Below are 21181 nucleotides of genomic sequence, written 5' to 3'. Positions count from 1 at the left end.
AGAGAATGTGCATGAGGAGCGCCAGCAAGTCCACCCTGGCGCGGTGCGTATTAAGTAAAAATCGTCCGTCCTTATTCAGGGCGACGACATTCACCCCAGGCCTGGCATTTAAGCAGTTTCATGCGAAGCTGTTTTAGCTCTGAAAGCGTCAGTTCTAGCTCTGCATCAAAACCCTTGTTGACGCCTCCTGCTTGAGAAAGCGAACGGTACTGCGTGGAACCGTCAAATTGAGAAACGGAAAACGGAAGTCCCTCATAAGAATCAAAGCGCATTTGTTGGGGATGTTTTTCTAGGTTCCATTGAAAGCGCAAACGTTGCGATTTTGCTTTATCCAATGCTTGTTGGAAGTTCTTCCAACACTTCACTTCGCTGACTAAAATCACTTTCTGCGTTCCACGGTCGATAACCACAATATCAAGTTCGCCCAAGGTGCGATCTCCCGTACTGTATTCAACTCCGGTGGTGATCAAAAACTGAGCGTCAGGATATTCACCGCGGTAGCGAAGCTTTGCGACTTGTTCGCAAATCGCTCCGTCGGGTTCATAATTCACGCCCGTCTGTTTCAGGGATTCAAAGTAAGGCTCAATGTCTGCGGCAAAAGAAGAAATGGAAAATAGAACGGACGCGATGATTAAAAAAGAACGCACGAAAAAGCCCCCTCAACGAGGTCTCGATGTAACATCCCTTGTGTCACCTGCCAGTAAATTTGCAATGCGTTATTGTTAGATTAGAATTCCCAACCCAGATTCAAACCGAAGCCATAATACTTCGTTCGTTCCCAATAATATTTGGCATCTGTCCTTAACGAGTAGCGACCTAAGCGCCATGAAAGGCCCAAATCAAAAACAGCTCCCAGCGACATATCATCTGCTGAATAACTGAGCGTCTTTGTCCCGTTAGGAACTTCCAAGGTAAAGTGGGAGTACTTAAACATCGGACCAAAACCATAAAAGAAGATCGCGTTTTTCCCTTGAGGAAGAACCGTTTGAAATAAAAAATCTGCTAAGAAAATAAACCCGTCAGACCCTTTTCCCGTATAGTCCGAATAGTATTTCGGAGCCCCGATATGAAAAAGGATATTTCCTTCTGTATAAATTTCGCCCGTGAAAATCGTATTAAACCCATTGAATTTAACCCCGTAAAAAGGAAGAAACTCAGAGCGCTCCTGACCTAAAGTGTCCTCGGTGAAATTGATAAAATCCAATGCGGGACCACGATAGCGAGTGGCAAAAAACGGTTTTCTTTTTTCGTCTTTTTTTTCTGCTCGCGATTCTTCCTTCGGAGTTTCTAATTTGTAAACTCCCGGCTTGATATCCGTGTCGGAAATCCAACCGACAGAACCCGGCTTAATGCGGATTTTATAGAAAGGACCTTTTTTACCTTTGGAAATACTGTGAACGGCACCTCGCTTTAAGGTCGCGATCACCGGAGCATCGAAATCTGCATCTTGATAAACCAAGGCGCCATCCAAAATGACGGTCGCCTGTTGAGCTTGCGCCCAGGAAAAAAGAGGAAGAAATAGCAGAAAAGTAAGAGCCGCAAGACTCTTACTTAAAGCGCATAAGCCAAACACGATAGAAGGCCTCAATCACGATTTTTAAAGACATTTTACTTTGTCCCACACGACGGTCTTCAAACACAATCGGAGACTCGGCACCTTTAAAACCTTTTTTCATCGCTTTGTATTTCAATTCGATTTGAAAGCTGTATCCGTTTGATTCCACAGTCGAAAGATCAATCGCGTGAAGAACTTCTTTTTTCCAGGCATTAAAGCCCCCCGTCCAATCGTTCAGCGGGAAGCCTAAGATCAAGCGAGCGTAAATACCGCCGCCACGAGAAATAATCTTACGCAAAATTCCCCAGTTCACGGTGCGGCCGCCTTCAACATAACGAGAACCTACGGCGAAATCATGGGTTTCTAATTTCTTAAGAAGCGGGCCCAGATCTTCCGGGCGGTGAGAAAAGTCAGCATCCATTTCTGTGATCGCGTCAAAGCCATGATCCATACCCCAACGAAAACCTGCAATATATGCTTTTCCCAAACCCTGTTTACCGGGACGAGATAACAAATGCAGTTGCGGAATATTCTTTTGCATTTCACGAACAATGGCACCGGTACCATCCGGAGAGTTGTCATCAACAACTAAAATCTCAACGCCTAAATTTTGCGCAAGAACGGCCGGGATAATCGCCTGGATGTTTTCTTTTTCATTGTACGTAGGAATAACGATCAGTGTTTTCATGCCCCTTTAAACTGGCATAAACCGATCGGCCTGGCAATCTTTAGATCAAATGGAGCGAGAGACTAAGCGCCCTTTTCCCTTTTCTTGAAGAGCTTTCGCTTTCTCTGCAGGGATTGCGGGCAAATTTAACGGCTTCGCAAGAAGATACTTAGGATCCTGCTTGCGAACATCCAATTGAAAACGAACTTTATCCGCCGCCGCTTGCGGATCTTTGGTGTAAAGAACGGGATCAAATCCGCAGGCTCGGCACACCACGGAAAGACGCCAACGGATTTTCACGAAGACTTCGGAAAAAGCCAAGCACACCACGAAAACAATCATCACGCGGGGGTCAAACTGCTGCCAGATAGCGAACATCATAACGACCGATGCCAACGCACTCCCCAACACATTCATCAAAGAAATACTTCTTTTACGATAAATGCGACGAGGCGATTTGCAAAAGGCGCAGTAACAATTGTGATGTTGGCGAAAGTTCGGAAACATACTTCTAGTGTGCCAATAAAGAGGTCTAGAACGAAAGATGATTTTATGAAAAATGACAAAGCCTTGCTAGAATCAAGGAATGCAAATATCTAAAGCACTCCAATTCGTTTTGATCGTTTTTTCGGTGTTCTCATCTTCCACTTTGGTCCAGGCCGCTTCCTCTTCTGACTATGAAGAAGTTTCCTATGACCAGCTTCTGGATGAACTCAGCTCTAAGAAAAATGTCATGGCGGCAAAACAGACAAGCTCGTTCGATGACGTGCGCTTGCATGCTGGCATTGGCTACGTGAATACTTTCACGAATATTGCGACTCAAAACAAAAACTTCAATCGCCATGCTAGCGGCATTCAACTGTCGATGGGAATGGATCTGTTCTCGCCGAATTGGTATTCGGAAGGTGTTTTTAGAAATTATGGTGTCACGTCTTCAGGGGCTGAAGAACTCTCGTTGAAAGAGTTCGATCTGAAACTGGGATACACGAACAGATTAGAAAGTATTTGGAACTATTCTTTAAGCGCCGGCCTTTCAAATCGTTTTATGCGTTTCACCGACCCGACTCGCAATATCGATGTGAATGACACCACTCCGTCGTTGGTGATCTCTTCGGGATTTGCCGCTCAGGTGCACAAGAATCTTTCTTTGGGTGCGGAAGTCAGTGCCCGTTCGGCTATGGTGAACCGTACAGCTGACAAAAACTCCTTTGACTTTGCCTTTCGCCTGACTACGTCCCTATAATGGGGACGTGGATGTCATAGTATTTTCTTTAAGTCTTTTAGTTTTCATTTTGGGCTTAGCGATTTTTTCAAATCGCGCCCGAGCCCGCCAAGAAATCCCTTTTGAATTAAAACCGAATTGCCTGTTAACCCGCTGGCCTCTTCTTTTTGTCACCGGTCCGCGCTCACTCTTTTATTTTAGCAAGTACTGGAATATCTATACCGTGTTCTTGGCGGAACATGGCTATGAAGTTTTCACTCTGCATCTTCCGTGGAAAAATGCCGAGCAACGTAAAGAACGCTTTCGTCAGTTCCTCGAGCAGCAAGAAAAAAATCAACGTCGGTTTCATTTGGTTTTAGATGCTCCCACGATGGAAGAGTTTTCTGATCTCTTAGCTTCGCGCCGTTCCTTGAGCGTGATCAGTATTACGGAGCTAGCCGATGTGGGCGCGGAAGATCCTCGCGCCTTATCGCTTAAAGCTTATCCGGTCCCGAAAGAGGTCATCGAAATTCCCGCAAGTTCGGCCTCACTTTTACTGGAACTTTCTTATTCTCTTCATCGTCAATCCGCGAAGAACAAGAAGCTGGCCTCCCTGAACGTGCTAGGTGCCAACACTAAAACTGCCCTTGAGAACAGTCACCGTTTGTTAACTCGTGCCCAAACATTGGCAGAGATGGACTTAAGAGACTCTCTGTAAATCCCCTTGCTAAAGTCCTGCGCTAGTGATGCAATAGCGGTATGACTGACTACAGAGACGTTACTCCCGGTGCTCACTCCGACAATGCCAAAGAAGTTCTTCGTTACATCGTGAACTACCTTCGTCACCCGATTGAAAAAATCAAAACTTTGCCGGACTGGAATTGGACAACATTGATCGTGACCTTAGTAGTTCTTTCGATGGCCTCAGGGGTTTTGACCGGGCTTGTACCACCGAACTTCTTCCGTTTGATGGGTGGATTTATTATCTCTCCCCTTGTTGGCGTGACGACGACTTTTATCGGGGCTCTGTTTATTTATTACTACTTCCAAGTTTATGAAAAGCGCACTTGCTCTTTGCGCAAGATTTTTACACTGATTCTTTTTGCTAATATTCCTTTCTTCGTCTTCCAAGTGGGTTCCGAAATCATTCCGCCGATCACTTTAGTAGGTTTTGCTTTCACGGCATTACTCATGGCCGTCGGCCTGACTGAAAATTTCCAGATGGACAAGCGTCGCGCGCTTCGCTTAGTCACAATTCTTTTTGCTATCGTCTTCATCCTTTGGCTTTGGAATCGTATTGATATTTCACGTTTGGAAAGACTCGGTTAAGTTCTTAGCCTTCCTAATTTCGAATACAGCCTTGATGTCTCAATCTTAGATATGAGACAGCTAGACCTTTGTCGGTAAATACGCCGACTCTCTTTTGGTCGGGTCGAAATCTGTCGATATAAGTCCAGGAACACAGTTTGTTTAACTTCTGGAACGCATCGAGGTAGTTTCATGAAAACCCTAGTTATCACTTCGGCCGTGACATTCGTGCCGGATAACTATGATGACTTAACACTCGGCTTGGCCAACAACCCTTACGTGCAAGGGCTTGTTGTTATCGATAACCGCAGTGCCGACATTTACCTCAAAGCGTTTCTTTTGATGCTTTCTGGCGCTGGCCCGCTCATGGGTTGGCATCTTCTTAAAAACAGCTTGGATAACTCGTTAGCGCGCAAACAAAAACGTTATGAAGCCTTAGGTAAAAAAGTCTGGGTTATTAAAGATATCAATTCTGAAGAAACAATAAAGTTTCTTTCTTCATTAGAGCCCGATGTGATTTTAAATGCGCGAACCCGTTCTTTTTTTAAGAAGCGTCTTTTAAGCATTCCCAAAATCGGCTGCATCAATATTCATCATGGTTTGCTTCCCCACCAGCGCGGATTGATGTGTGACTTTTGGGCGCATCTTTTCGGAACCTCTTTTGGTTTCTCTATCCATGAAATGACTTCAAAACTAGATGACGGCTCACTACTGAAAGTCGTCGAAGTACCTTCCAATAAAAAGAATTATTTGGAGTCATTAAAAAATGCCGCGCGGCTGGAAACGGCCGCGGCGACGGAAGTGCTGCAAGAAATTGCACGCACTCAGAAAATCCAAGGTATTGAAAATTCTAAAACAGACCAGACCGTGTATCGCTCCAATCCCGGTCTTATCGATTTTTACAAGCTACGCCTGCGAGGAATAAAGATATGAAAACCATCATTGCTTTGCACGGAAACCCCGGCCATCCCGAAGATTGGACTCTTCTTAAAGAGGCCGTTCAACCTTTAGGTTACAACCTTCACGCGGTGAAAGCCGACAGTGATGAATGGTTGAATCTTCTGACTCAAGATTCATCGAAGAAAATTCTTTTAGGGCATTCGTGGGGTGGCTATCGTATTTTAAAAACCTTGCCCGCTTACGAAAAATACGTCGAACAAGTGATTCTGGTCACACCCTATTTGAAACCCGAGCGTGAGATTTCACCTATCGCTGGCGCTTTATTAAAGCTTCCGGTATTAGGGGACGCCCTTATTAAATCGAACTTTGCTAAATCCAAAGACTCGTTCCTTAAAGATCTTTTTCATCCTTGGTCCCTCGCGGATCATCCATATTTACAAAAGATCACCGAGCGTTTTGATTGGAATCTTTGGCAGAAAACGGCCTTCAATAAAATGAAAATGCAGGACAACCCGTGGACTTCAAAAGACGTCGTCAAGACACCCGTCACCGTAGTCTATGGAAGTGACGACAAAATCACGGACGAGTCGATTCAAAACCAAATCGTCACTCAATACCCCGCACACAAAATCGTGAAAACGGCCAAAGCTGGTCACAGCCTTCTATGGTCGCATATTCAAGACATCTTAAAAGTTTTGCAGGAGAAACCAGGAATGTCCCACCCTTCTGAAAAAATCGGTTACTATCCGGGCGCTGATGAGCGCAACAACGTGATCAGCTACATGGAAAAACACTTACGCGAATTCCCGGACCGCGTGGCGCTTTCGTGGGTTTCGCGTGAGACCTTAGCGAAGTGGGATGGAAATCCTCACACCCCTTTGAAGCATGATCAAATTACTTACAAACATTTTGCCGCAAGAATTAACTCTTTCGCACGCGGACTTTTAGATATCGGTATTCAAAAAGGAGATCGCGTCATCATCTTCTTACCAATGAGCCTGGATATGTATACGGCCATGTTTGCCGTACAACGCATTGGTGCGATCGCCGTATTTCTGGATTCTTGGGCCCGCAGTCATCACTTGGGAGCATCGGCGGAATGTGTTGGCCCCAAAGCCATGATTAGTTTCAATATGGCTTTTGAACTTGTAAACCAGGTTCCCGAATTTCAATCCATGCCTATTCGAATTATGTATGGGCCGGGTGATAAGTGCACTCACCGCTTCGAGGAGCTTTTGAAAAAAGATCCTTCGCCTATTGCTGCTGTAGAAAGCGAGTTCACGGCTTTGATTACATTTACGACCGGCTCAACGGGGAAACCGAAAGGAGCTAACCGCACACATCGATTTCTGTCAGCGCAACATCACGCCCTTTCGCATGTGATTCCTTATACGGAAGTCGACAAAGACATGCCAGCCTTCCCGATCTTCAGTTTGAATAACTTGGCTTCGGGTGTGACGACGGTATTACCCGCTCTGGATTTAGCAGCTCCGTCTGAAAGAGATTCGGCTATTTTGGCGTGTCAGATTCTCAATGAAAACATCAACTGTACGACATTGTCTCCAAGCATGCTTGTGGGATTAGCTCGTTACTGCAAAGAAAAGAATATCATCTTAAAGGGACTTCGTCGTGTCGTGACCGGTGGTGCGCCTATTTCTAAAGATGACGTCAAAGCTTTCTATGACATTGCCCCACAAACTGAGCTTTGGATTTTATACGGTTCGACAGAAGCAGAACCGATGGCTCACATCGAGGGCCGCGACATGCTAAAAGAAAGCAAGATCACCGATCCCGAAATTATCGAAGAAGGTGTTAACGTCGGCCACATCAGTGAAGACATCGACTTCAAGTTCATCCGTATCAAAGATGGCCCTGTGGATTTGAAAGATTCTCCATGGCAGAAAATCGAAGTGCCGAATGGAGAGATCGGTGAATTTATCTGTACCGGTGACCACGTCTGCCGCGATTACTATAATAATCCCGATGCTTTTAAAACGACTAAGATCTTAGATGAAAAAGACCGGGTATGGCATCGCACGGGGGACTTGGCCTACATCGATTCTGACAAAAATCTTTGGATCGTGGGTCGGGTCAATAACGCGATCGAAAGAGCTGGAAAGTACTACTTCCCAGTGCGCTCAGAAGTTCTTTTAAAGCGTTTTGATTTTACTTATCGCTGTGCTTTCTTAGGAGTACCGGATTCTTCGCTGGGTCAGGCGACTTATGCCGTTGTCGAGTTAAAACAGGAGATCGACAGCAAGTCCTTTGACTTTGAAGCGGCGAAAAAAGAAATCCGCCGTGTTTTTGAAAAGAATAAAATTCCCGTCGATCAGATTAAGTTCGTTAAAAAGATCCCGATGGATCCTCGCCATCACTCGAAGGTGGAATACAAAGTTCTGCGCGATCAATTGAATGATCCCGAGGTGATTATTGGCTAATTGGTGGATTTTAATTAAAGAAAGATTCAGTCCGGCTTCTTATGTGCCCATGATATTTCTTTTCTCATGGGCGAACGGGCTTTTCTTTTCCTCCACTCTGGGGCTGGAATGGAATTGGGGACGCTTTGCTGGCGTCTTCCTTTTGATGCTTTCTTTCTTTTTCCGCATGCGTCTTTTTGACGAGATCAAAGACTATGAAGTGGATCTGAAAGTCAATCCCACCCGTCCGCTGGCGCGCGGGATTTTGACGGTCCGACAAGTGAAGGTGGCGCTTCTTTTCTTAATTATTTTCGAGATGGGCCTGGCAAGCACTTTAGGAGTTTATTCTCTTCTGATTCACGCTGCGGCCATTGGTTATAGTCTTTTGATGTACGAAGAGTTTTTCATTGGCGAGACGCTACGTCCCCACTTAACGACCTATGCCGTGACCCACACCTTTGTGAGCGTGCTCTTAGGACTTTCTAGTGGTGTCGCTATGACGGGTGTGAATCCGCAAGAACTCACCTTGCCGCTACTGATATTTATTTTTATGAACTGGGCGTTTTTCAATCTTTTTGAGTTCGCGCGAAAAACTTTCGCGAGCTCTGAGGAAAGACCGCACGTGCCTTCTTACTCCAATATCTTTACGGACAAAGGAGCTTTAGCCCTTTCACTCAGCCAAGCGATTCTTGGAGTGGGTGTTGTTTACTACCTTCAGCCTCACTGGATTTGGCTCGTTTCTTTGTCGGCTTATGTGATTTTAAGTTTGATTTATATTATTAAAAAAACCACCCCTGCCGCGCAGTTCTTCCGCGCGATTTCTGGGGTTTATTTGCTGCTTCACTATGCCCTAGTGATCTATATGTGGAGATCCTAACTATGCTTGTAACTCCGAAATCAACACTGTTCTTTGCTAAAAACGAAGCCGGAGGAAAAGGCTTTAATCTTTACCTCATGTCGCAAGCAGGACTTCCCGTTCCCGAATGGGTCGTGTTCGGTAAAAGATTCTTCCAAGAGTTTCTGGCGTCGCCATCCGTAAAAACGACCTTGTCGCTGATCATGCAACGTCTTTCGGCGAAAGAACTCACTCCCCTGCAAGCCGAGGCGGAGGTTCGGGCTCTCTTTGAAAAAACCGATCTTTCTAAGAACCTTTCAGAATCCCTGGATAAAGCCTTAAAAGATTTGGGCGCAAACAACGTATTTTCCGTGCGTTCGTCGGCCGCTGATGAAGACAGTCTTTCGCATTCTTTCGCGGGCCAGCTTTCAAGCTATCTTTATGTCTCTGGCAAAGAAGATATTCTTAAATACATTCGTCAGTGCTGGATTTCGGCTTTTTCCGAACGAAGCTTGGTCTATCGCTTGGAAAATGGCATTGACCTTCAGAAAATTTCTGTGTCGGTGGTTCTACAGCGCATGATTGACCCGGATAAGTCCGGTGTTCTTTTCACCTGTGACCCGGTCGAAAAGAAAATCGATCGCTATGTCGTTTCTTCCGTCTATGGTGTCGGTGAAGGACTGGTGTCAGGAACCCTGGATGCGGATTCTTTCTGGCTGGAAGCACACAGCGGCAAACTGCTAAAAGAAGAAGTCGTCGAGAAAAAAGAGATGATGAAGAAGTCTTCATCGGGTCATTGTTCGACTTTGCCTGTTCCAAGCAATCTTGTGAACACCGCTTCTTTGACTCAAGAGGAGCTTTCTAAGCTCTATCGCCTTGGACATAAAATTCAAGAACAGTATCACCGTCCGCAAGATATCGAATGGGCCATTGAAGGTGGTAAGATCTATATTTTACAAACTCGTCCCGTGACGACGTTACAGGCTGATTTGATTGGCTATCCGAATCTTTGGGACAACTCAAATATCATCGAGTCGTACGGTGGTTTGACATCGCCACTGAGTTTTAGTTTCGCTCTTCGTAACTATAAAGCCGTGTATGTGCAGTTCTGTGAAGTCTTAGGTGTACCGAATGAAATCATCAAAGACATGGACTCTTACTTAGGTTACATGCTGGGATCTTTGAACGGTCGCGTTTACTACAATCTTTTCAACTGGTACAAGCTTGTCGGCGTGCTTCCCGGTTTCAAACAAAACCGTGAGTTCATGGAAACCATGATGGGAGTTTCTGAAGCGCTCAGCGAAGAAATCGCGGATCGCATTAAACCGCACCCTTCGTGGGACACTTTCAGTGGTCGCATCCGCAAAGCCATCACAGGATTCAATTTCATAAAATATCACTTCACCATTCAAAGCACGGTGGATGACTTTTTAGCGACTTTCCATCGCGACTATGACAAGTACCGAAGTCTTCCCCTTAAGCGCATGCGTGGCGACCAGCTGATTCGCATTTACATGGAGCTTGAACGAAATATGTTGGGTCGCTGGAAAGCCCCGATCATCAATGACTTCTTGTGCATGGTTCACTTCGGTCTTTTGCGTAAACTGACGACGACGTGGTTGAAAGATTTGGATTCGACCATTCAAAATGATCTTTTAGCTGGTGAAGGCGGTCTTGAAAGTGCCGAACCGACGAAGGCTCTTTTGCGTTTAGCCAATAAAGCCGCGCAAAATCCTGACTTGCGCAAACTTATCGAAACCATCGACCCCGCAGAGGGTCTTGAGGCCTTAAATCAGTCGCCCTATCAAGAGTTTTATAAGTCGGTTCTGGATTATCTCGATAAGTACGGCTTCCGCTGTATGAGTGAGATGAAACTTGAAGAGATCGATCTTCTAACAGATCCAAGTTATCTCTTTGTCTGTTTGAAAAACTATTTGAAGTCAGGTCAGACTGAAATTCACGATGACTCTCACGAAAAGTCATTGCGTGCTCAAGCCGAAGCCAAAGTGGCTTCGCATCTGACAGGCTTTAAAAAGAAATTTTATTTCTGGGTTCTGAAACACGCCCGTAAAGCTGTGAAAAACCGCGAGAACACGCGCTTTGCCCGCACCCGTATTTACGGTATTGCCCGCACGATTTTCCAAACTATTGGGGAAGATCTGGCGACGATGAGCGCGCTCGAACAACCTCGCGATATCTTCTGGCTAACGATCGAGGAGGTCTTCGGGATTTACAACGGCACCCTGCCTTCGTACAACTTAAAAGGCATTATCGAACTTCGCAAAAAAGACTACGGTCAATTCAGTGAAGAGACCGACCCACGCGTGATGACTCGCGGAGCTGTTTATTGGGATAACACGTTTATTAAAGAAGAAATTCCGCAAGTCGCTGAATCTGGCGACTATGATTTAAAAGGTCTGCCGTGCTGCCCAGGAGTTCTTGAAGGTGTCGTCAAGGTCATCTTAAATCCAAGTGATAACTTGGAACTGAACGGTGAGATTCTAGTGACAGCTCGCACGGATCCAGGATGGGTTCCTCTTTATCCGGCGATCTCGGGTCTTTTAGTAGAGCGTGGAAGTTTGCTTTCTCACTCGGCCATTGTCGCCCGTGAAATGGGAATACCGGCGATCGTCAGCATCCCGGGATTAACAAAACGAATTAAGTCCGGCATGCGCGTTCGCATTGATGCTAAAGCCGGCACAATTAAAATTTTGGACGAATAAGAATGAGGACGGGACTTCCCGTCTTTATTCTTTCAAAAACTTTGTCATTTGATAGGCGCGAAAGAATCTTCAGTACTTCTTCATGCTTCGCCACTAGCCTAAATGGGTCCCCGAAGGAGGCCTTTATGAAGTCACTTTTCGCTTTCGTGCTTCTCTTTACGAGCATCTCTTACGGCAAAGTTTCTTGCTTCAAAGCTTCAAATCCCCAAAGTATCACGATTAAAACAGAAAGTGGAAAATCAGAGAAGGCTCAGGCGGCCCAACTCATCTATCAAGACGAGAAATCAGTCGATGCCGAGGGCGTCGAAACACCTCCCCATCTTCACCTTCGTGCTCAATCAAAGACTTTGAAATTTTCAACCGTTGCCTATCAATTCGATAAGGGCGGTGATTTCTTGGTGGAGTGTGATGGAGGAAAGACTTCGCTTATTAAAAAATCGAGCTCTTTGATTTTAACTTCCGACTACTTGGCCGGAGAAGTCAATTCCGCAGACGAAGGTTGTTCAACCGGTGAGGTCGCTTATCGCAACCTCACCATGACACCCGCTCCGTGTGCAGATTAATTAAAGAAACATCCCACCGGAAGCTTCAATTCGTTGAGCATTGATCCAGGCATTATCTTCAGAAAGAAGGGAGGCAATCACGCCCCCAATATCATCGGGAACGCCGACTCTTCCTAAGGCCGTTTGGGATGCGATGAATTTATTTACTTCAGGATTATCCCGAACCACGCCCCCACCAAAATCAGTCTCAATGGCTCCTGGCGCTACGACATTGGCAGCGATGCCACGGGCTCCGAATTCTTTCGCCATATAGCGAGTCAGAACTTCGATCGCGCCTTTCATCGAAGCATAAGCCGCTTTACCTGGTAAGGCGAAACGAGCTAGCCCCGAAGAGATATTCACAATGCGCCCGCCGTCTTTCATAAGGGGAAGAAGCTTTTGAGTTAAAAAGAAAGGACCTTTCAGATGAACATTGACCAACTTATCGAAGTCCTCGGCGGTGGTCTCCAGGATCGAAGCCTCAAGAGCCGTTCCTGCATTGTTAATAAGAAAGTCAAAGTCCGTACGATTCCATTTTTCTTTTAAAACCTGACGAACTGCCACGGCAAAGGCTTCAAAACTCTCCACCGCTCCAGCGTTAAGAGGCAAGGCCACGGCCTTACGTCCTTGTCTTTCAATCTCGGCCACGACTTGGTCTGCCTCGGCTTTCTTAGAATGATAAGTCAAGATTACGTCGGTCCCTTTTTGAGCTAGCTTCAATGCGGTATTCTTACCCAACCCTCGGCTGCCACCAGTGATAATTGCGATTTTCATAACAAACTCCTTTTGAATAGTCCTGGTTACATTTTTATTTTAGGAAGTTTGCCATAATTGATAAACACCGATATTTTTGATACACTGTTCACTATTACTGAACAATCGAGGATGAGATGGATCGTATAGAAGCTATGAAGGTCTACATGCGCGTGAGCGAATTATCGAGCTTCGTAAAAGCGGCAGAAAGCCTTGGAATGTCCAAGGCCCATATTTCTAATATCATCCAACAGCTTGAGGCGGATACGGGCACCAGACTTCTTCATCGCACCACCCGTCGAGTTCAGATGACCCAAGACGGAATGACTTACTATGAGCGATGCAAAGATCTTCTGGCGGATATTGAGGAACTGGATTCGCTGTTTAAGAAAGACGCGGGTCGCCTGTCGGGACGAATTCGTGTCGATATGTCGACAGGTATAGCAAAAAATTTGATCGTTCCGCGGCTTCCGGAATTTTTGAAAGCCCACCCGTGTATTGAGATCGAATTAAGCAGCACGGATCGTCGAGTGGACCTTGTCCGCGAAGGTTTTGACTGTGTTATTCGTGTAGGAAATTTGACGGATTCGGGACTTATTGCAAGACCTCTGGGAAAGTTCACGGTCGTAAACTGTGTGAGTCCCCTTTATATAAAAAAATACGGTCGTCCTAAAAATCTGGAAGATTTATCAGAGCACTTTCTGGTCCACTATGTGCAAACCCTCGGAGCGAAGCCTGACGGTTTTGAATACTTCGACGGAGAAAAGTATCAGATCAAAAAAATGCGGAGTCAGATCACGGTGAATAATGCCGAAAATTATCTGTCGGCATGCCTAGCAGGACTGGGAATTATTCAAGCCCCTAAAGCGGGTTTAAAAGAGTATCTAGAGAATAAATCCTTGATCGAGATTTTACCGACCTTAAAAAGTGAGCCTATGCCGGTCTCTCTCGTTTATCCTCATCGTCGTCACGTGGCCAAGCGTGTTCAGGTATTTATGGATTGGGTGAGCGAAATCATGCGGGACTATATCGTCTAGAAGGACCTGACACGTCCTCGCATCACCGAACCTGACTTGATTTCTAAGACGTCCTTGCCTATTGTAAAAACATGAAATTGATCACATGGAATGTTAACGGTCTTCGTTCGGTTCAACGTAAAAACTTTCGTGAATGGTTTGAAAACGAAAAGGCTGACATCGTCTGCCTTCAAGAAATCAAAATTTCTGAAGAAGCCATCCAAGAGGACGAAACATTTTATCATCCAGCTCGTTATCACTCGACTTGGAATTTCGCTGAAAAGCCGGGCTATTCAGGATTGGCACTTTATTCCAAAAAAGAACCCGATGCGGTTCGCCGCGGCTTAGGCATTGAAAAATTTGATCGCGAAGGACGGTGGCTTGAAGCTGATTTTGGATCCGTCACCGTGGTGAATAGTTATTGGCCCAACAGCCAACGTGATCACGCTCGCCTGCCTTTTAAATTGGAATTCTGTGCGGCGGCGGAAAAGCGCTTACAAGCTTTACGCAAAAAAGGTCGCGAGGTTGTTATCTGCGGTGACTTCAATATCGCCCATAAAGAGATTGATTTGAAAAACCCAAAGACCAATGTCAAAAACGCGGGCTTTCTGCCTGAAGAGCGCGCCTGGATGACTCACTTTCTTGAAAAGCTAGAGTGGGTCGACAGCTTCCGTAAATTTGAACCAGGGGAAGGACACTACACATGGTGGAGCTATCGTCCCGGAGTCCGTGAAAGAAATGTAGGTTGGCGCTTAGACTACTTCTTAGTGAATAAAGAGGCCTCAGACCGTTTAAAGGCCGTCAGTCACCTGCCGGATGTTATGGGATCCGATCATTGCCCTGTGCGCCTAACATTGAAGAAGTAATGCAAGGCTGATTGAGTTTAGTGAAAGTTTCGTGATACGAAAAAGTATGACGAAATCATGCTTTAAAACTTTTGCACTTTCACTTTTGTTGGCTCCTTTAACGACGGCTCATGCCAAGGAAGTAGCGTCTCCTGTACTCATCAGCCAAACTTACTTCTATGACGACAAAGTCGCCAATGCCGACGATCTTTTTATCATCACCGTTCAAAACAAGCTGGGCATGATTGACTGGGACGGAACTACCGTTGAAATGAAAATCAATGACTCCTCAACAGTCAAAATCACTTCCAAGAATCCAAAGAGCTTTAACGTGATCGCTGATAAAAACTATCCAAAAGATCTGACTCTACCGACTGTAAAGATTCTGGAAGATCAAGTGCAGATCCAGGTTCCGCAGTGGCATATCGTTAAAAATGGAAATCCGAAAATCAGTTACCGCTATATAAATGGCCTAGACACCACACCTTGGGTGCAATTCCAAAATGCGTTGCAACCGTTGCTCATACATCAAGAAGAAATTTCTCTTCCCGCAGTTTTAAATTCGAAAGACAAAAAAGATTTAAAATCGTGGATCGACCTGCTTCTTACAAAGACCGCGGCGGTAGGAGCTAATTTGACGTACTCGTTCCGTGTTTCTTACGAATACACTGTCGCTCCCAAAACCCCGTGGATCGTCCTCCCCGTCTTCTTAGCTCCGTCAAAACAATACGACAAAGCGGACGCCGCCGCGATGGCCGACGCCGTTGAAAACTTCTTCAAGGCAAACCAACCCTATAAGAACAATAGCAGCCAACTGGTTTTCTCAATCATAGTTTTCCAAAATCAGATGCCACTCCTAGAGGTTCAAGAATTCGAACTCCCTCTGGATCTAACAGACATAGATTAGAAATCAGGATGCGATGTCAGAAGAAGTAGCAACTCCTTATCAAGGGCAAATAGACGCCGCCATAAAAGTACTCAAAGGCCACATACCTGACCTACTAGCTATACATCTTTACGGCTCTGCCATTGACGGCGGATTAAAGCCCAGCAGTGACATTGATCTGTTAGTAACTTTGAATCGTTCCCTTGAAGAAGACACTCGAAAAAACTTATTGCGGGATCTTCTTACAGTATCCGCGCCACCAAAAACCAATAAGAACTTAAGAGCATTAGAAATTACAGCCATTGTCTATGAAGAAATCAGACCCTGGAGGTATCCGCCAAAACGCGAACTCCAATTTGGCGAATGGCTTAGAAATGACTTACTAAAAGGAATATTTGATCTTCCAACTTTAGATCACGACTTAGCAATATTACTTACGAAAGTACGCCAAAAGAGTATCTCCCTGTGGGGCCCCGAAGCCGTGACAATGTTCGACCCCGTACCTCAAAAAGATTTCTTTCAAGCCATGAACAAAACCCTAATTTTATGGAACACCCCCGAAGACTGGAAAGGCGACGAAAGAAATGTAGTACTCACACTAGCACGCATTTGGTTCAGCGCCGCCACCGGCGAGATCACATCCAAAGAGAAAGCCGCCACCTGGGTCCTGCAACAACTCCCCCCAGAACACCAAAACATACTAAAATCAGCCCAAGCCGACTATTTAGGAAAAGAAAAAGAAAATCTAACAAGCCAAGAACAAGATTTAAATGCCTTCATCAATTTCACCAAAAAATCCGCAAAATCACTTCTAGAAAAATAACCCTTAAAAAAAATCCTCCGAAAAAAAACCACCCAGGGATCGAACTTTGTGCCCGCGGTAAAACGCGCCGAGTGGGCGCGTTTTAGTGCGGAGCATGGAGCAAACCCATCCGCGAAGGCGGATGGATTTGCGACGTCGTCGGGCTCGCACCCCGATCGTCCAAGTCTTTACGAAGAATTTCCAAACGACAAAATTAAAGAGAAAAAAAGAAGATGGTGGAGACGATCGGGGTCGAACCGACGACCTCAACACTGCCAGCGTTGCGCTCTCCCAGCTGAGCTACGTCCCCACTAAAAAACTAAAAGAAAAAACTAAGCGCGTCCCGTAGAACCGAAACCACCAGCACCACGCTCGGTAGTTCCCAATTCATCAACAACTTGGAATTGCGCCTGCAGAACTGGAGCAATCACCAATTGAGCACAGCGCTCTTGATCGCTGATTGTCACAGCTTCATTGCCCAAATTAATCACGATGATTTTTACTTCACCACGATAATCCGCATCGATAGTTCCCGGCGTATTCAAAACCGTCAAACCACTTTTTGCCGCCCATCCACTGCGTGGACGAGCTTGGATTTCATAACCCAGTGGAATTTCAAAAGACAAACCTGTTGGAATCAATGCTCTTTCGCCCGGATTTAAAATCACCGGACCCGCAAGTTGCGCGCGAACATCAAAACCACTGGCACCCAAAGATTGATATTGCGGAAGTTCACCGTGGAAGTTTTCAAGTTTCTTTACTTTGACTGTGAGCTTTTGCATTTATAAATCCTTTTCCAATTACAGAGTCAGTTCTTCAAACCAAGTTTTCAGCTCGGTTACGCCCGGTCCTAATAAAACCCCGGATGCAGCGTTTAAATCAAGCTCTTCGCGAATATAATCATTCACCGAGTCGACCGTCACCGCTTTGATTTCCTCAATCACGGATTCAACTGAACGGAAGCTGCCAAAGACGATTTCATTCACCGCCAAAGACGTCATACGATTTTCGATATCATCAGAACTCAATAAAATGCTGCCAATAACTTGAGTCTTAAACATCTCCACATCGGCCTTAGACACACCTTGCTTACGAATCTTCTGCAGTTCTTTAGAAATAAGATCGCCCACTTTTTTGACGTTCTTCGTTTCTGTTCCCGCATAAATCGTGAGCATTCCTGAATCGATATGTGTATTTAGACTGGAGTGAATTGTATAAACCAAGCCTCTTTTTTCACGCACACTTTGATAAAGTTTGGAAGTCATACCTCCACCCAAAAGTGTGTTCGCAATCACAGCTTCAAAACGACGTTTGTCTTTAAAACTTGCTGTCGGAAATCCCATCAGCATGTGTACTTGCTCGGCTTGTTTTTCAACGACGTGACGACGTTTCAACCAGCGTGGGAACTTACGAGAATTCTTAAGCACGGACTGCTTTTTCTTTCCCAAGCGCTTTTCAATACCGACCATCAACTCGTCGTGATCCAAGCAACCGGCCGCACTGACGATGATGTTTTTTCCGGTGTAGTTTTTCTTATAATAATCCATCACCTGATTTTGTTTCATCATGGCGATAGACTTTGGAGTTCCCAAGATAGGACGAGCTAACGGATTTTTTCCGTACACTTGTTCATAGAAGACGTCATAAATGATTTCTTCATGGCTGTCTTCGGACATGGCGATTTCTTGCAAGATCACGCCTTTTTCCAGGTCGAATTCTTTCTTGTTCAGATGCATGTTGGACACCAGATCCGACAAAACATCCAAGGCCTTTTCCCAGTGATCTTTTAGAACCAAAGCGTGGTAACACGTGTATTCACGTGTCGTGTAGGCATTTAAATCCCCACCCAAAGCTTCTAAAGATTTTGCGATTTGATAGGCAGAACGAGTTTTAGTTCCCTTAAACACCAAGTGCTCAAGAAGATGCGAGATGCCCGCATTCTCTGGCGACTCATCCCGAGTGCCAGTCAAAACCCAGATACTGATAGAAACGGCACGGGACCCTGGATGAAGCTCGCTCACCACTCGGATCCCGTTAGAAAGTTCAGATTTTTTGAACTTAGTATTTGTCATTGATTCTCTTTTAAAGATGCTGTTTCAGCACGGCGGCCCCTAGGCCGCCTCGCTCTGCCAGCGTCCGCGGCTATTGAAGAAGAGCCTTACGAGAAAGCTTGATACGGCCTGCACGGTCCACTTCAAGAACTTTAACATCAATCATTTCGCCTTCTTTAAGTACGTCAGTCACTGCGCGTACACGTTCGTTAGCGATTTCAGAGATGTGCAATAGACCTTGAGTGTTCGGCAAGATTTCAACGAAAGCACCGAATTCAGCAATCTTCACAACGCGACCTTTATAAGTCTTACCTACTTCAGCTTCAGCAACGATGTCGTTGATCATAGCGATCGCCTTTTTAGTTGCTTCAGGATCTGCAGAGGCAATGTGGATTGTACCGTCGTCTTCGATTTCAATCTTAACGCCCGTAGCTTCCGTGATACCACGGATTACTTTACCACCAGAACCGATCACTTCACGGATCTTATCTGGTTTAATTTTGATTGTTTCGATACGAGGAGCAAATTCAGAGATTTGACCACGAGCTACTTTGATCACTTTTTCCATCTCGTTCAAGATGTGCGAGCGACCTTCTTTAGCTTGAGCCAAAGCCTGTTCCATCACGTCGAAAGAAACAGAGTCAATTTTGATATCCATTTGAAGAGCTGTGATACCTGTTGGAGTACCCGCTACTTTGAAGTCCATGTCACCCAAGTGATCTTCATCACCCAAGATGTCAGTAAGAACGGCTACGCGATCGCCTTCTTTAATAAGACCCATCGCTACACCGGCAACGTTCCCTTTGATAGGTACACCGGCATCAAGCATCGCCAAAGTTCCCGCACAAACAGAACCCATTGAAGAAGAACCGTTAGACTCTAGAACTTCAGAAACGATACGGATTGTGTATGGGAATTTTTCGTGATCAGGAAGAACGGCTTTCAAAGCGCGCTCTGCCAAGTTACCGTGACCGATTTCACGACGACCTTGACCACCGAAGCGACCGACTTCACCTACAGAGTATGGAGGGAAGTTGTAGTGAAGCATGAATTTGCGTTTTTGAGTTCCCAAAAGCGCGTCCACCATTTGCTCGTCATCACCTGTTCCCAAAGTCACTGTGCCCAAACATTGAGTTTCGCCACGAGTGAACAAACCAGAACCGTGCGCACGAGGAAGAAGACCCACTTCATTCGCGATAGAGCGAACCGTTTTCACGTCACGACCATCGATACGAACTTTGCGGTCTAGGATCATAGAACGAGCTTCATTGTATTTAAGCTCTTCAACGATCGCGCCGATTTCTTTCTTGCGTTGTTTAGCAAGATCTTTGTCAGTGATAGAAGCTAGGAACATCGCCTCTGCTTCAGCTTGCGCCGCCGAAGCTGCTGCATAACGGTCTTGCTTAATTTTGATACCAAGAGCCGCAGCGATTTTTGGTTTCAAGAAAGACTCTACTTGTCCTTTGAAATCAGCGTCGATAGTCGCTGGAGTGAAAGAACGTTTTGTCGCAGAACCAAACTTTTCACGCAATTCGTCTTGCGCATTCAAAAGTGGCATCATGGATTGGTGACCGAATTTCAAAGCCGCCAAAACGTCTGCTTCAGAGATGAATTTTGTTTCACCTTCAACCATCAACAAACCATTGCGAGTTCCCGCAACGATGATATCCATGTCGGATTTTTCCATTTGTTGAGGAGTTGGATTCGCCACGAATTGACCATCAACGCGACCTACTTGAATCGCCGCTGTTGGACCGTTGAATGGAATGTCTGAAAGATGAAGAGCTGCAGAAGCACCCAAGCTTGAAAGAATCTCAAGAGGGAATGCACCGTCTGCAGAAAGAACCGTCGCCACAACTTGAGTTTCGTTTCTGTATCCTTCTGGGAATACAGGGCGGATCGGACGGTCGATCAAACGCGCGATCAGAACAGCGTCTGTCGTTGGTTTACCTTCGCGTTTGAAGTAGCCACCTGGGATTTTACCGGTAGCGTAGAATTTTTCGATATATTCCACAGTCAGTGGGAAGAAATCTAGTTCAGAGGCTTTTTTGCTAGATACTGCCGTAACAAGAACCATGTTGTTACCGCAAGAGACTAGAACAGATCCATCTGCTTGTTTTGCCAAACGGCCTGTTTCGATGGTGATTTGTTTTCCGCCCACCGATGTAGTTACAGTCGTTTTCATTAAATCTCCTTGAATTGATGCCAGAGCCTTATGCTCTGAGTGTACGAGAATTTCCTGTCGAGGAAAAGATTGAAGGGGCTCTTCGCCCCTTCAGGAATGTCAGATTACTTACGGATATCAAGAGCCTTGATAAGGTCTTGGTAACGTTTCACATCTTTACGATGTAGGTAGTCCAAAAGTTTTCTTCTTTTGTTAACCAAAGTCACAAGACCGCGACGGCCGTGATGATCTTTTTTGTGAGTGCTGAAGTGCACAGTCAAATCATTGATTTTCGCTGTCAAAAGCGCCACTTGCACTTCTGGAGATCCAGTATCTAGATCTTTCGTTTGGAATTTCTTAACGATTTGGTTTTTTGTATCTTTAGTGACTGCCATTAAAGTCTCCTGTTCTTTTTAAAAATTGCTTAGTTTTCAAACAAACCCCGCAGTCGTCATGGCTGTCGATCTGTAGAGTGTTGTTTATAAGTTTTAAGGTTCTACCCCGCATCCCCACCCC

The 21181-nt window shown here is 45.5% G+C and carries 21 protein-coding genes and 1 tRNA gene; 12 read left to right on the top strand and 10 right to left on the bottom strand.

Going from position 1 to position 21181, the window contains the following annotated elements:
- Positions 1-71: 71 nt before the first annotated feature.
- The 4 genes from AZI85_RS16895 to AZI85_RS16880 form a co-directional block, all read right to left on the bottom strand.
- Entirely contained in the window at positions 72-647 is a 576-nt protein-coding gene (locus tag AZI85_RS16895; protein ID WP_063245151.1) for a hypothetical protein, read from the bottom strand.
- 80 nt (positions 648-727) lie between these two features.
- Entirely contained in the window at positions 728-1573 is an 846-nt protein-coding gene (locus tag AZI85_RS16890) for an SH3 domain-containing protein (protein WP_063245150.1), read from the bottom strand.
- The gene (locus AZI85_RS16885) at positions 1548-2243 is read right to left on the bottom strand and encodes a polyprenol monophosphomannose synthase (RefSeq protein WP_063245149.1); all 696 of its coding nucleotides are present in this window, start codon (positions 2241-2243) and stop codon (positions 1548-1550) included. The genes AZI85_RS16890 and AZI85_RS16885 overlap by 26 nt, the downstream gene beginning before the upstream one ends.
- Positions 2244-2288: 45 nt before the next feature.
- A complete protein-coding gene (locus tag AZI85_RS16880; RefSeq protein ID WP_063245148.1) occupies positions 2289-2729 on the bottom strand; it encodes a hypothetical protein in 441 nt (146 codons plus the stop codon).
- A 79-nt stretch (positions 2730-2808) separates the two neighbouring features.
- On the opposite strand from AZI85_RS16880, the gene AZI85_RS16875 reads away from it, so the two are divergent.
- The 8 genes from AZI85_RS16875 to AZI85_RS16840 all read left to right on the top strand — a co-directional run bounded on the left by AZI85_RS16875 (position 2809) and on the right by AZI85_RS16840 (position 12169).
- On the top strand, positions 2809-3465 hold the full coding sequence (locus tag AZI85_RS16875; RefSeq protein WP_063245147.1) for a hypothetical protein: 657 nt from the start codon (positions 2809-2811) through the stop codon (positions 3463-3465).
- Between the two features lie 7 nt (positions 3466-3472).
- The gene (locus AZI85_RS16870) at positions 3473-4141 is read left to right on the top strand and encodes a hypothetical protein (protein WP_063245146.1); all 669 of its coding nucleotides are present in this window, start codon (positions 3473-3475) and stop codon (positions 4139-4141) included.
- A gap of 41 nt (positions 4142-4182) precedes the next feature.
- Positions 4183-4752 (top strand): Yip1 family protein, encoded by a 570-nt coding sequence (locus AZI85_RS16865; RefSeq protein ID WP_063245145.1) that lies wholly within the window; start codon positions 4183-4185, stop codon positions 4750-4752.
- A 171-nt stretch (positions 4753-4923) separates the two neighbouring features.
- Positions 4924-5664 (top strand): formyltransferase family protein, encoded by a 741-nt coding sequence (locus AZI85_RS16860; protein ID WP_063245144.1) that lies wholly within the window; start codon positions 4924-4926, stop codon positions 5662-5664.
- Complete coding sequence (locus AZI85_RS16855; protein WP_063245143.1) at positions 5661-8069, top strand: alpha/beta fold hydrolase; 2409 nt, start codon at positions 5661-5663, stop codon at positions 8067-8069. The genes AZI85_RS16860 and AZI85_RS16855 overlap by 4 nt, the downstream gene beginning before the upstream one ends.
- Positions 8062-8925 (top strand): UbiA family prenyltransferase, encoded by an 864-nt coding sequence (locus tag AZI85_RS16850; RefSeq protein ID WP_253721046.1) that lies wholly within the window; start codon positions 8062-8064, stop codon positions 8923-8925. Before AZI85_RS16855 ends, AZI85_RS16850 begins: the two co-directional genes overlap by 8 nt.
- A gap of 2 nt (positions 8926-8927) precedes the next feature.
- Positions 8928-11606 carry a phosphoenolpyruvate synthase gene (locus AZI85_RS16845; RefSeq protein WP_063245142.1) on the top strand — a complete coding sequence of 893 codons (2679 nt, stop codon included), beginning with the start codon at positions 8928-8930 and terminating at the stop codon, positions 11604-11606.
- A 125-nt stretch (positions 11607-11731) separates the two neighbouring features.
- Positions 11732-12169, top strand: coding sequence for a hypothetical protein (locus AZI85_RS16840; protein WP_063245141.1), 438 nt, complete (start codon positions 11732-11734; stop codon positions 12167-12169).
- Here the strand turns inward: AZI85_RS16840 and AZI85_RS16835 are convergent, their stop codons facing one another.
- Complete coding sequence (locus AZI85_RS16835) at positions 12170-12922, bottom strand: SDR family NAD(P)-dependent oxidoreductase (protein WP_063245140.1); 753 nt, start codon at positions 12920-12922, stop codon at positions 12170-12172.
- A gap of 116 nt (positions 12923-13038) precedes the next feature.
- Between AZI85_RS16835 and AZI85_RS16830 the strand changes: the two genes are divergently transcribed.
- The 4 genes from AZI85_RS16830 to AZI85_RS16815 all read left to right on the top strand — a co-directional run bounded on the left by AZI85_RS16830 (position 13039) and on the right by AZI85_RS16815 (position 16471).
- Complete coding sequence (locus AZI85_RS16830; RefSeq protein ID WP_063245139.1) at positions 13039-13938, top strand: LysR family transcriptional regulator; 900 nt, start codon at positions 13039-13041, stop codon at positions 13936-13938.
- Between the two features lie 71 nt (positions 13939-14009).
- Positions 14010-14783: an exodeoxyribonuclease III gene (locus AZI85_RS16825; RefSeq protein ID WP_063245138.1), complete on the top strand. Its 774-nt coding sequence runs from the start codon at positions 14010-14012 to the stop codon at positions 14781-14783.
- Positions 14784-14829: 46 nt separating this feature from the next.
- Entirely contained in the window at positions 14830-15669 is an 840-nt protein-coding gene (locus AZI85_RS16820; RefSeq protein ID WP_063245137.1) for a hypothetical protein, read from the top strand.
- A 13-nt stretch (positions 15670-15682) separates the two neighbouring features.
- Positions 15683-16471 carry an aminoglycoside adenylyltransferase family protein gene (locus AZI85_RS16815; RefSeq protein ID WP_063245136.1) on the top strand — a complete coding sequence of 263 codons (789 nt, stop codon included), beginning with the start codon at positions 15683-15685 and terminating at the stop codon, positions 16469-16471.
- Between the two features lie 213 nt (positions 16472-16684).
- On the opposite strand, the gene AZI85_RS16810 is transcribed toward AZI85_RS16815, so the two are convergent.
- The 5 genes from AZI85_RS16810 to rpsO form a co-directional block, all read right to left on the bottom strand.
- A tRNA-Ala gene (locus tag AZI85_RS16810) sits at positions 16685-16760 on the bottom strand.
- A 22-nt stretch (positions 16761-16782) separates the two neighbouring features.
- Positions 16783-17232, bottom strand: coding sequence for a dUTP diphosphatase (gene dut, locus AZI85_RS16805; protein ID WP_063208320.1), 450 nt, complete (start codon positions 17230-17232; stop codon positions 16783-16785).
- An 18-nt stretch (positions 17233-17250) separates the two neighbouring features.
- Complete coding sequence (locus AZI85_RS16800; RefSeq protein WP_063245135.1) at positions 17251-18522, bottom strand: M16 family metallopeptidase; 1272 nt, start codon at positions 18520-18522, stop codon at positions 17251-17253.
- 70 nt (positions 18523-18592) lie between these two features.
- Positions 18593-20686, bottom strand: coding sequence for a polyribonucleotide nucleotidyltransferase (gene pnp / locus AZI85_RS16795; RefSeq protein ID WP_063245134.1), 2094 nt, complete (start codon positions 20684-20686; stop codon positions 18593-18595).
- 104 nt (positions 20687-20790) lie between these two features.
- Positions 20791-21060 carry a 30S ribosomal protein S15 gene (gene rpsO, locus AZI85_RS16790; protein ID WP_063208326.1) on the bottom strand — a complete coding sequence of 90 codons (270 nt, stop codon included), beginning with the start codon at positions 21058-21060 and terminating at the stop codon, positions 20791-20793.
- Between the last annotated feature and the right edge of the window lie 121 nt (positions 21061-21181).

This window comes from Bdellovibrio bacteriovorus (genome assembly GCF_001592755.1).
GTDB classification, from domain to species: domain Bacteria; phylum Bdellovibrionota; class Bdellovibrionia; order Bdellovibrionales; family Bdellovibrionaceae; genus Bdellovibrio; species Bdellovibrio bacteriovorus_E.
The sequence above is the reverse complement of the archived record's forward strand: the minus strand, read 5'-3'. Positions and strand labels throughout refer to the sequence as shown.

Excerpts from the sequence above, each read along its gene's own strand:
- AZI85_RS16855 (WP_063245143.1), top strand. The coding sequence starts at position 5,661 with ATGAAAACCATCATTGCTTTGCACGGAAACCCCGGCCATCCCGAAGAT.
- AZI85_RS16825 (WP_063245138.1), top strand. The coding sequence starts at position 14,010 with ATGAAATTGATCACATGGAATGTTAACGGTCTTCGTTCGGTTCAACGT.
- AZI85_RS16820 (WP_063245137.1), top strand. The coding sequence starts at position 14,830 with ATGACGAAATCATGCTTTAAAACTTTTGCACTTTCACTTTTGTTGGCT.
- AZI85_RS16835 (WP_063245140.1), bottom strand. The coding sequence starts at position 12,922 with ATGAAAATCGCAATTATCACTGGTGGCAGCCGAGGGTTGGGTAAGAAT.
- AZI85_RS16800 (WP_063245135.1), bottom strand. The coding sequence starts at position 18,522 with ATGACAAATACTAAGTTCAAAAAATCTGAACTTTCTAACGGGATCCGA.
- AZI85_RS16830 (WP_063245139.1), top strand. The coding sequence starts at position 13,039 with ATGGATCGTATAGAAGCTATGAAGGTCTACATGCGCGTGAGCGAATTA.
- AZI85_RS16840 (WP_063245141.1), top strand. The coding sequence starts at position 11,732 with ATGAAGTCACTTTTCGCTTTCGTGCTTCTCTTTACGAGCATCTCTTAC.
- AZI85_RS16845 (WP_063245142.1), top strand. The coding sequence starts at position 8,928 with ATGCTTGTAACTCCGAAATCAACACTGTTCTTTGCTAAAAACGAAGCC.
- AZI85_RS16865 (WP_063245145.1), top strand. The coding sequence starts at position 4,183 with ATGACTGACTACAGAGACGTTACTCCCGGTGCTCACTCCGACAATGCC.
- pnp (WP_063245134.1), bottom strand. The coding sequence starts at position 20,686 with ATGAAAACGACTGTAACTACATCGGTGGGCGGAAAACAAATCACCATC.
- rpsO (WP_063208326.1), bottom strand. The coding sequence starts at position 21,060 with ATGGCAGTCACTAAAGATACAAAAAACCAAATCGTTAAGAAATTCCAA.
- AZI85_RS16815 (WP_063245136.1), top strand. The coding sequence starts at position 15,683 with ATGTCAGAAGAAGTAGCAACTCCTTATCAAGGGCAAATAGACGCCGCC.
- AZI85_RS16875 (WP_063245147.1), top strand. The coding sequence starts at position 2,809 with ATGCAAATATCTAAAGCACTCCAATTCGTTTTGATCGTTTTTTCGGTG.
- AZI85_RS16885 (WP_063245149.1), bottom strand. The coding sequence starts at position 2,243 with ATGAAAACACTGATCGTTATTCCTACGTACAATGAAAAAGAAAACATC.
- dut (WP_063208320.1), bottom strand. The coding sequence starts at position 17,232 with ATGCAAAAGCTCACAGTCAAAGTAAAGAAACTTGAAAACTTCCACGGT.
- AZI85_RS16860 (WP_063245144.1), top strand. The coding sequence starts at position 4,924 with ATGAAAACCCTAGTTATCACTTCGGCCGTGACATTCGTGCCGGATAAC.
- AZI85_RS16880 (WP_063245148.1), bottom strand. The coding sequence starts at position 2,729 with ATGTTTCCGAACTTTCGCCAACATCACAATTGTTACTGCGCCTTTTGC.